This window comes from Pantoea sp. (genome assembly GCF_039594315.1).
Classification (GTDB): Bacteria; Pseudomonadota; Gammaproteobacteria; order Enterobacterales; family Enterobacteriaceae; genus Pantoea.
Genome location: NZ_JBCNNP010000088.1, coordinates 1 through 9,067 on the forward strand (window position 1 = coordinate 1; position 9,067 = coordinate 9,067).

The following is a 9,067-nucleotide window of genomic DNA, read 5'->3' on the forward strand; positions in this document are numbered from 1 at the left end:
CAAGCCACCCCTTCAAGTGAGTTACCGGATCACATCGAGTTCTTGGGAAAGAAAACCGATGCTGTAACGTGGGGTCGCAAGATTATAGAGAAGTCGAACTCAAAGATCGAACCTTTTTGCATCTAAATCCTGCGATTTCTGCCACGCCATCAGGGCAGATGCGGCAGACGCAAATACTCTTCGCTTTGCATCTCCTGCAAACGCGACAAGCAGCGTTGATACTCAAACTTCAAGCGCGTGCCCTGATAAATTTCAAACAGTGACGTTTCCGCTGCCACCACCAGTTTCACGTGGCGTTCATAGAACTCATCGACCAGCGCCAGGAAGCGCCGCGCCTGATCTTCCGTCTTGTAAATCATCACCGGCACATCATACAGCAACACGCTGTGGAAGCGGCGTGAAAGCTCAATATAGTCATGCTGGCTGCGCCCTTCACCGCACAACGCGAGAAAATTGATCGCCAGCACGCCCTCTTCTACGCCGAGCGTAGGCATTTGGCGATGGTTGATTTCCAACACTGGCGCGTTTTCACGCGGCTTACCTGACAGCGCGCGGAACATACGCTCCATCTCCGCATGCGTGGCATCGTTGAGCGGGAAGTTCCACAGATGCGCCGACGTCAACGTGCGCAGACGATAGTCGATGCCCGCATCAACGTTCATCACGTCACAGTGGCGCTTAATCTGTTCAATCGCTGGCAGAAAACGCGGACGCTGCAAACCATTGCGATACAAATCGTCGGGTGGAATATTCGAGGTCGCTACCAGTGAAATGCCGCGCGCGAACAGTGCTTCCATCAAGGTGCCAAGCAACATCGCATCCGTAATGTCGGAGACAAAAAATTCATCGAAACAGAGGATATCGGTTTCGGCTTTAAAGCGATCGGCGACAATCAACAGCGGATCGCTGTGGCCTTGCAACTGCGTCAGTTCTTGGTGAACGCGCAGCATAAAGCGGTGAAAATGCAGGCGCATTTTGCGGTCGCCAGGAATTGACTGAAAAAATAAGTCCATCACCCAGGTTTTACCGCGCCCGACGCCGCCCCACATATATAGGCCGCGCACTGGCGTTTCACTCGCGCTTTTTTCTTTATTCATCATCTTAGACAAACGTCCAAACAGACCTTTGGCTGCCGGCTCAACATGCTGCTGGCGGGCAATCAATCCTTGCTGGATGGCATCTAAGCGGGTAATGGCGTCTCGTTGTACGTCATCTGGGCGGAACTCGCCCTGCGACAGCGCCTGCTCATAACGGGCAAGCGGAGATGAGGTTTGCATGGTTCTCTCAGAATCCCTGAAAAAGTCCGATTCACGGGTCGGTTGACGAAAATTAGGCCGCTCTACACTAAGCGATGCAGCCCGATAGTTCCACTTCCATGAGATTATTGGGTATAGTGACTGCTATTGAAGTTGATGTTGCAGCAAAAGCAATGCCCTACGAAACAACGGAAATTACACGGGAGTCATTATGACCTGGGAATACGGGCTGATTGGTTTAGTGATTGGCATTATTGTCGGCGCGGTAGTGATGCGTTTTGGCAACAAGAAATTGCGCGAACAGCGCAGCATGCAGTATGAGCTGGAAAAAACCAAAGCTGAGCTGGCGGATTACCGCGAGGAGCTCACTAACCACTTTGCACGCAGCGCCGAGCTGCTGGACAACATGGCGCATGATTATCGCCAGCTGTATCAGCACATGGCGAAGGGATCTAACGATCTGCTGCCAAATCTGCCTGGCGAGAAAAACCCGTTTGCTTACCAGTTAACGGAAGCCGAAGCAGACAACGATCAGGCGCCGGTGCAAATGCCGCGCGATTACTCTGATGGCGCATCCGGTCTGCTGCGCGGCAGCGATCGCACACCGCGTAATTAATCCTTTTGGGGCACAGCTTAGCTGTGCCCTTTTTGTTTTCGAACACAAACCCCAAACTACTGTCACACTTCTTTTATCCCCCTTTTCGCAGCGAGAGCGTTGTAGCAATGAAAAAACAAGCACGACTGTTGAGCGCATTAGCCTTGAGTATTGGGATGAGTTTGGCTGCGGCACCAAGCGCGCTAGCGACTCTGCCCGCCCAGATTCAGGGACAAGCATTGCCAAGCCTGGCGCCGATGCTGGAAAAAGTTCTGCCCGCGGTAGTAAGCGTGCGTGTTGAAGGCACCGATAGTGGCCAGCAAGCGCAGGATATTCCTGAACCGCTGAAGCGCTTTTTCGGCCAGGCGCCGGGCCAAGCGCAGCCGCAGCCCTTTGAAGGCTTGGGTTCCGGCGTAATCATTGATGCCGCCAAAGGCTACATCCTCACCAACAACCATGTGGTCAGCAACGCCGATAAAATCAGCGTTCAACTGGGCGATGGCAACGAATATGACGCCAAGCTGATTGGTCACGATGAGCAAACCGACATCGCATTGATTCAGGTTGAAGGCGCGAAAAACCTGACGCAGATTAAAATCGCCGATTCTGATTCGTTGAAAGTCGGTGATTTTGCGGTGGCGATCGGCAACCCGTTTGGTCTGGGTCAAACCGCGACATCGGGCATCATCTCTGCGCTGGGTCGTAGCGGTTTGAATCTGGAAGGGCTGGAAAACTTTATCCAGACTGACGCGGCAATCAACCGCGGCAACTCCGGCGGCGCGCTGGTCAATCTGAATGGCGAGTTGATTGGTATTAACACCGCGATTCTGGCTTCCAGTGGCGGCAACATTGGCATTGGTTTCGCGATCCCAGCCAACATGGCGATGAATCTTGCGCAGCAGCTGATCCAGTTCGGTGAAGTGAAACGCGGCCAATTAGGCATTAAAGGCACCGAAATGACGCCTGATATCGCCAAGGCGTTTAACGTTGATGCGCAGCGCGGTGCTTTTGTTTCCGAAGTATTGCCAAAATCGGCGGCCGAGAAAGCGGGCATCAAAGCTGGCGATATCATCACCGCGATCAACGACAAACCGATCACCAGCTTTGCCGAATTGCGCGTGAAAGTGGGCACCACCCCGCCAGGCCAGGATGTGAAAATCGGCCTGCTGCGTGAAGGCAAACCGCTCACCGTTACCGTTACGCTGGAACAGAGCGCGCAAACCACCGCCAGCGCGCAGCTGATGTCTCCGGCTCTGCAAGGCGCAACGCTGAGCGACGGCAATACCAAAGCCGGTGACAAAGGCGTGAAGGTCGATGCAATCGAAAAAGGCACACCAGCTGAGCAAGTCGGTTTGCAGAAAGACGATGTGATTGTTGGTGTAAACCGTAATCGCGTGGCATCGCTGGCTGAAATGCGTAAAGTGCTGGAAGGCAAGCCGCCGGTGTTAGCACTCAACGTGGTGCGCGGCGACGAGAGTATTTACCTGCTTCTGCGATAATCCTCGCATCAGGCGGACAAGCAGGTGTTTGTCCGCCTTTCTCATGCTATTCTGCCCTGCGATCATTTCCGGCTTGAAATAACACCATGTTTCTTAAACTTTTGCGTGCAGTGGTGATGGGCCTGATCGTGGCGGGTTTACTGCTTGTCGCGATCCCTGCGCTGCGTATGGGCAGCAATATCACCTTTGAACATGACAACAGCGATGACGAAGCGCCCGTGAGTTTTAATCAGGGTGTGCGCCGCGCTGTGCCTGCGGTGGTCAACGTCTACAATCGCAGCGCCCACGGTAATAATAATCGCGGCATCACCACGCTGGGTTCCGGCGTGATCATGAACGTCAAAGGCTACATCCTCACCAATAAACACGTGATTAATAACGCCGACCAAATCATCGTCGCGTTGCAGGATGGCCGTTTCTTCGAAGCCACCTTGGTTGGCTCAGATGCCATGACAGATTTGGCGGTACTGAAAATCAGCGCGTCGAACCTGCCCGTTATCCCAATCAACGCCAAACGCATCGCCCATATCGGCGATATCGTGATGGCAATTGGCAATCCCTACAATCTTGGCCAAACCGTGACGCAAGGTATTATCAGCGCCACCGGACGAGTGGGCTTGAGTTCATCCGGCCGCCAAAATTTCCTGCAAACCGATGCCTCGATCAATCAGGGCAACTCCGGCGGTGCGCTGATTAATTCGCTGGGTGAATTGATGGGCATTAACACGCTGACGTTTGATAAAAGCAGCGATGGCGAAACACCAGAAGGGATTGGCTTTGCCATTCCGACCGCGCTGGCGAGCAAAATCATGGATAAGCTGATTCGTGATGGTCGCGTGATTCGTGGCTATATCGGCATCACCGGACGTGAACTGCCGCCGTTGCATGGACAAGGCAGTAATCTCGATCGCGTTCAAGGCATTATTGTCAGTGAAGTGACGCCGAATGGGCCAGCGGATAGCGCTGGAATTCAACCGAATGATGTGCTGCTGGAAGTTAACGGTAAACCGGCTATCTCGGCACAGGAAACCATGGATCAGGTGGCTGAAATCCGCCCAGGTTCAGTGATTGATGTGCAGGTCTTGCGCAATGAGAAGAAAATGACGCTGCCGGTGACCATTCAGGAATTCCCGGAAGTCACTGCACCCGCCACCACCACGCAATAAATAAGGGCGCTGGCGCGCCCCTAATCGTTAACTGCGATCGACCGGGAAGGCGATCACTTCACTCAATGTGCTGGCTTTCAACGCCAGCATAATCAGACGATCAACGCCCAACGCCACGCCTGAACAAGCTGGCATGCCGTGCGCCAACGCATCCAACAGATTGGTATCAATCGGATGTTGCGGCAAACCGCGTGCGGCACGACGACGATTGTCCTGCTCGAAGCGCTGATGCTGCTCGCGGCTATCGGTCAACTCACGGAAACCGTTCGCCAGCTCGATGCCTTTGTAATAGACCTCGAAGCGCTCGGCGACGCGGTGATCCTCGGTGCTGATTTCAGCCAGCGCGGCTTGCGTGGCGGGGAAATGGTAGACGAAGCACGGCTTGTCATTACCAATCTTCGGCTCAACGCCCAGCATAAACAGCAGTTGCAGCAGCGTATCGCGATCTTCTTCGCGATTGGCGAGCTCGCCCTCGCCCAGCTTCTCAGCAGCTTCACGCAGTTGTGCTTTATCAGCCGACAGCGGGTCAATCTCCAGGTGGCGGATAAACGCCTGTTGATACGACAAAGATTCAGCGCTATCGCACTCCAGAACTTGCTGCATCAGATCGTCGACTTCGTTCATCAAGCGATACATATCGTAGTGCGGACGATACCATTCCAGCATGGTGAACTCAGGGTTGTGATGACGTCCCGCTTCCTCATTACGGAAGCTGCGCCCCATCTGATAAATCGGACCGCTACCGGCCGCCAGCAAGCGTTTCATGTGATATTCCGGACTGGTCATCAGCCACAGATCGCGCCCTTCGGCGGCACCTGGCCCAACGAAACGCGTCTGGAACGGCACCAGATGGATGTCAGTAATGGTCGCCTGGCTCATCGCCGGAGTATCGACTTCCAGCACGCCACGATCGGCAAAGAAACGACGAATTTCCGCCATAATGGCGGCGCGTTTCAACAAATTGGCAATGGGTGCGCTCGGCTGCCAGCTTGCCGTTTCGCTCATGGTGATGACTCCTCATACAGATAAGGGAACGAAGTCTACCCGCATTGACGATGGCAAACAACGGCGCAGCAGATCGACAACGGGCAGCTATACTTAACCCGTTAAAATTAAAAAGGAATCCCCTAATGTCTCTATGGAAAACCTTGCTCGCCAGCTTAAGCGCGTTCCTTTCCGTTGCCTGCACCACTACGCCACCCAAGGGCGTGACGGTGGTAGAAGGATTCGACAGTCAACGTTATCTCGGCCAATGGTATGAAATCGCGCGCCTCGATCACCGTTTTGAACGCGGTCTGCAACAAGTCACCGCCAATTACAGCCCACGCGAAGACGGCGGTTTGAAAGTGGTTAACCGCGGCTTTAATGCGCAGAAGCAGCGCTGGCAAGAGAGCGTAGGCAAAGCCTATTTCACCGGCGATAAGCAACGCGCCTCACTTAAGGTATCGTTTTTTGGCCCGTTTTACGGCGGATATAACGTGATTGCGCTCGATCCAGATTATCGCTATGCGCTGGTGTGCGGACCCAATCGCAGTTATCTGTGGATTTTGTCGCGTACGCCGCAACTCGTCGAAAGCGTTAAGCAAAAGTTGGTTGAGCAAGCCAGAAAGGCCGGGTTCCCGGTAAATGAATTGATTTGGGTCGAGCAGAAATAGATCCGGTGCGAAAGCAGCTTTCACACCGGAATGTCTTACTGTGCGCTGCGCTGAATGGCTTTACCGCCCGCCTGAACATCTTCGCCAACACCACGCGTGGTGTTACAGGCGGTCAGAACGGAAGAGAGCACCAGCACTGAAAGAATCGCGACAATACTTTTCTTTAACATAGCCATATCCTTGTTGGTTGCAGTAAAAGTACAGCTCTTAAAGCATAGTCTTGTTCTGCAAAACTGCGGATTTGGTGGATGAAAAAAGAGAAGTGAAGGACTTATTTATCGGCTGCGTGTGAGATGGCGCCGCCTAAATGCGAGACATCTTCACCAAAACCATGAAATGTGTTGCAGGCGCTCAAAGCGGAGGAGACCAGCAACGCAAAAACAGCAAACTTTGCCATCTTTTTCATTTTTCTGAACTCATAAAGAGAAAAAAGGCGCATCGATGATGCGCCTGATTTGACGATTATTTTACGCGAGAAACGTATTCGCCAGAACGGGTATCAACTTTAACCACTTCGCCAATCTGCACGAACAGTGGAACTTTGATTACCGCGCCAGTAGACAGCGTCGCTGGCTTGCCACCGGTACCTGCGGTATCACCTTTCAGGCCTGGATCGGTTTCAGTCACTTCAGCTTCGATGAAGTTCGGTGGCTGAACAGCGATGGCTTTATCGTTCCACAAGGTAACGATACAATCCGCATTGTCCTGCAACCATTTGGTCACGTCATCCAGTACTTTCGCTTCGATCTGATACTGCTCGAAAGACTCTGGGTGCATGAAGTAGAAGAAGTCGCCGTCGTTGTAAGAATATTGCAGCGTCATATCACGAACGTCTGCGCCTTCGGCAGAGTCAGTGGATTTGAAAGTCTTCTCAACGCGAGAACCCGTCAGCAGACGACGCATTTTAACACGCGCAAATGCCTGGCCTTTACCCGGTTTAACGAACTCACTGGCTTCGATGGCATATGGCTCGCCTTCGAACATGATTTTAAGACCGGGACGGAAATCGTTGCTAAGATAAGTCGCCATAAAGGCCCTCTGTAAATATTGAACTGGTAAATAGCCAAAAAAATGGCACACATTGTAACCCTAAATCCCCCCGCCAGAGAAGATTGGTTGCAGCAACTAGCTGATGTTGTCACCGAACCTGCTGAATTACTGCAACTTTTATCTCTGGATCAGCATGCAGATCTCGCTGCTGGCGCCGATGCACGCAAGCTTTTCGCCCTGCGTGTGCCTCGCGCCTTCATCGCGCGCATGAAAAAAGGCGATGCGGCGGACCCGTTGCTGCTGCAAGTACTGACCAGCCGTCAGGAATTTAATGATGCGCCAGGTTATAGCACCGATCCGCTGGATGAACAAAGCAGCGTGGTGCCCGGTCTTCTGCATAAGTATAGAAACCGTGCGCTGTTATTGGTAAAAGGCGGATGCGCGGTCAATTGCCGCTACTGCTTCCGTCGCCATTTCCCTTATCAGGATAACCAAGGCAACAAGCGTAACTGGCAAGCGGCGCTTGATTACATCGCGCAACATCCCGAGTTGGATGAGATTATCTTCTCCGGCGGCGACCCGCTGATGGCGAAAGACCACGAGCTGGCCTGGCTGATTGACGAGCTGGAAAAAATCCCGCATCTGAAACGCCTGCGTATTCACAGCCGCTTGCCGGTGGTGATTCCGGCGCGTATCACCGAAAAGCTGTGCCAAATGCTGGCGGAAACTCGCCTGCAAGTGTTGATGGTCAGCCATATCAACCATGCGCAGGAAATCGGTGATGCGTTGCGCGATGGCATGCAGTTGCTGAAACGCGCGGGCGTCACGCTGCTCAATCAAAGCGTTTTGCTGCGCGGTGTGAATGATGATGCGCAAACGCTGGCTAATCTCAGCAACGCGCTGTTCGATGCCGGCATTCTGCCGTATTACCTGCACGTGCTCGACAAGGTACAAGGCGCGGCGCATTTCTTTGTCTCGGATGAGGAAGCACGCAGGCTGGTGCGTCAGCTGCTGGCGATGGTGTCGGGCTACATGGTACCGAAACTGGCGCGTGAAATTGGCGGCGAGCCAAGCAAGACTCCGCTGGATTTACAGTTGCGTCAGGATTAAGCCAGACCAGGCTGAATGTTTCCAGTTATCCGTTCTTCTATAACAGCACCTGACCTATTCATGCACATAGTGTGCTGAGGTAAAACAGGAGCTGTTATGAAAAAAGTGGCATTAATCTTATTGGCATTATTGTCACTGAGTTTGTTTTTGACGTTCAAGGTCAAAGCCGCTGAACCTTGCGCAGATAGCAAAATGGCCGAAAAGATTCGGCCATTTCACCACGAAGTACTCAGGCAATTATGCCAGCAAAATCACGGGCACTTATAAACCTGGCCGGTCATTTTGCTATCCAGCGGGGCGAACGCAGACAGCAGATTTTGCGTTGGGCTGGTGGCGCCATAAATCACGTTGCCGCCCATTTCCGCTGCACGGTTACGCAGATCGTTTGCCGCGCCACGCAGAGAGCTGCCTTCGCCGCCAGAGCCACTCAGCCAGTTGCTCTGTGAGCCGGTAAGCGTGCCCAGCAACTGACATTGACTCGCGGGTTGTTGGTCGGTGAAAGTCACTCGTTCGCCGCCAGCACTCAGTTGATTGGAGCTGCTGCAGCCCGCCAGCAGTAAAGTTCCGACTGCCAGTCCGAGCAAGAGGTTAATCCGCATTGTAATCCCCATTTATTATCATCAGTGTCGGGCGGCAGCGTAGCAGAAAAGCGCACTTTTTTTCTGAACATTCATTGCCCTAAACCCGTAAAGCCGAAGTATTGCGCCCTTACTTATACCTTGTTCCCCAGCAAAAGAAAAACCCCCGACCGTTTCCGATCGGGGGTTTTCCAGATGACTTAAGCAGTCAGGGGCAA

At 53.1% G+C, this 9,067-nt stretch carries 11 protein-coding genes; 5 read left to right on the top strand and 6 right to left on the bottom strand.

Annotated elements, in window-relative coordinates; all coding sequences use genetic code 11:
* Positions 1–149 precede the first annotated feature (149 nt).
* Positions 150–1,277: a cell division protein ZapE gene (zapE, locus tag ABDW13_RS22775; protein ID WP_343554787.1), complete on the bottom strand. Its 1,128-nt coding sequence runs from the start codon at positions 1,275–1,277 to the stop codon at positions 150–152.
* 190 nt (positions 1,278–1,467) lie between these two features.
* Between zapE and zapG the strand changes: the two genes are divergently transcribed.
* From zapG to degS, 3 genes are all read left to right on the top strand, one after another.
* Positions 1,468–1,872, top strand: a complete 405-nt coding sequence (gene zapG / locus ABDW13_RS22780) for a Z-ring associated protein ZapG (protein ID WP_343554788.1) — start codon at positions 1,468–1,470, stop codon at positions 1,870–1,872.
* Between the two features lie 107 nt (positions 1,873–1,979).
* Complete coding sequence (degQ, locus tag ABDW13_RS22785) at positions 1,980–3,350, top strand: serine endoprotease DegQ (RefSeq protein WP_343554789.1); 1,371 nt, start codon at positions 1,980–1,982, stop codon at positions 3,348–3,350.
* Positions 3,351–3,436: 86 nt separating this feature from the next.
* Positions 3,437–4,516 carry an outer membrane-stress sensor serine endopeptidase DegS gene (gene degS / locus ABDW13_RS22790; protein ID WP_343554790.1) on the top strand — a complete coding sequence of 360 codons (1,080 nt, stop codon included), beginning with the start codon at positions 3,437–3,439 and terminating at the stop codon, positions 4,514–4,516.
* Between the two features lie 27 nt (positions 4,517–4,543).
* Here degS and epmA read toward each other — a convergent pair whose 3' ends face one another.
* Complete coding sequence (gene epmA, locus ABDW13_RS22795; protein ID WP_343554791.1) at positions 4,544–5,521, bottom strand: elongation factor P--(R)-beta-lysine ligase; 978 nt, start codon at positions 5,519–5,521, stop codon at positions 4,544–4,546.
* A 125-nt stretch (positions 5,522–5,646) separates the two neighbouring features.
* Here epmA and ABDW13_RS22800 point away from each other — a divergent pair, with 125 nt between their 5' ends.
* Positions 5,647–6,171 carry a lipocalin family protein gene (locus ABDW13_RS22800; protein ID WP_343554792.1) on the top strand — a complete coding sequence of 175 codons (525 nt, stop codon included), beginning with the start codon at positions 5,647–5,649 and terminating at the stop codon, positions 6,169–6,171.
* A gap of 35 nt (positions 6,172–6,206) precedes the next feature.
* Here the strand turns inward: ABDW13_RS22800 and ABDW13_RS22805 are convergent, their stop codons facing one another.
* The 3 genes from ABDW13_RS22805 to efp form a co-directional block, all read right to left on the bottom strand.
* Complete coding sequence (locus ABDW13_RS22805) at positions 6,207–6,341, bottom strand: entericidin A/B family lipoprotein (protein WP_038649531.1); 135 nt, start codon at positions 6,339–6,341, stop codon at positions 6,207–6,209.
* Between the two features lie 101 nt (positions 6,342–6,442).
* Positions 6,443–6,577: an entericidin A/B family lipoprotein gene (locus tag ABDW13_RS22810; RefSeq protein ID WP_343554795.1), complete on the bottom strand. Its 135-nt coding sequence runs from the start codon at positions 6,575–6,577 to the stop codon at positions 6,443–6,445.
* Positions 6,578–6,633: 56 nt separating this feature from the next.
* Entirely contained in the window at positions 6,634–7,200 is a 567-nt protein-coding gene (gene efp / locus ABDW13_RS22815; RefSeq protein WP_343554793.1) for an elongation factor P, read from the bottom strand.
* Between the two features lie 42 nt (positions 7,201–7,242).
* Here efp and epmB point away from each other — a divergent pair, with 42 nt between their 5' ends.
* Complete coding sequence (epmB, locus tag ABDW13_RS22820; protein ID WP_343554794.1) at positions 7,243–8,271, top strand: EF-P beta-lysylation protein EpmB; 1,029 nt, start codon at positions 7,243–7,245, stop codon at positions 8,269–8,271.
* A gap of 251 nt (positions 8,272–8,522) precedes the next feature.
* On the opposite strand, the gene ABDW13_RS22825 is transcribed toward epmB, so the two are convergent.
* A complete protein-coding gene (locus ABDW13_RS22825) occupies positions 8,523–8,870 on the bottom strand; it encodes a DUF4156 domain-containing protein (RefSeq protein ID WP_061718298.1) in 348 nt (115 codons plus the stop codon).
* Between the last annotated feature and the right edge of the window lie 197 nt (positions 8,871–9,067).

What these genes read in the sequence shown, in the direction of transcription:
- zapE (WP_343554787.1), bottom strand. Translation starts at nt 1,277, where the DNA reads ATGCAAACCTCATCTCCGCTTGCCCGTTATGAGCAGGCGCTGTCGCAG.
- epmB (WP_343554794.1), top strand. Translation starts at nt 7,243, where the DNA reads ATGGCACACATTGTAACCCTAAATCCCCCCGCCAGAGAAGATTGGTTG.
- degQ (WP_343554789.1), top strand. Translation starts at nt 1,980, where the DNA reads ATGAAAAAACAAGCACGACTGTTGAGCGCATTAGCCTTGAGTATTGGG.
- efp (WP_343554793.1), bottom strand. Translation starts at nt 7,200, where the DNA reads ATGGCGACTTATCTTAGCAACGATTTCCGTCCCGGTCTTAAAATCATG.
- ABDW13_RS22800 (WP_343554792.1), top strand. Translation starts at nt 5,647, where the DNA reads ATGTCTCTATGGAAAACCTTGCTCGCCAGCTTAAGCGCGTTCCTTTCC.
- degS (WP_343554790.1), top strand. Translation starts at nt 3,437, where the DNA reads ATGTTTCTTAAACTTTTGCGTGCAGTGGTGATGGGCCTGATCGTGGCG.
- zapG (WP_343554788.1), top strand. Translation starts at nt 1,468, where the DNA reads ATGACCTGGGAATACGGGCTGATTGGTTTAGTGATTGGCATTATTGTC.
- epmA (WP_343554791.1), bottom strand. Translation starts at nt 5,521, where the DNA reads ATGAGCGAAACGGCAAGCTGGCAGCCGAGCGCACCCATTGCCAATTTG.
- ABDW13_RS22805 (WP_038649531.1), bottom strand. Translation starts at nt 6,341, where the DNA reads ATGTTAAAGAAAAGTATTGTCGCGATTCTTTCAGTGCTGGTGCTCTCT.
- ABDW13_RS22810 (WP_343554795.1), bottom strand. Translation starts at nt 6,577, where the DNA reads ATGAAAAAGATGGCAAAGTTTGCTGTTTTTGCGTTGCTGGTCTCCTCC.
- ABDW13_RS22825 (WP_061718298.1), bottom strand. Translation starts at nt 8,870, where the DNA reads ATGCGGATTAACCTCTTGCTCGGACTGGCAGTCGGAACTTTACTGCTG.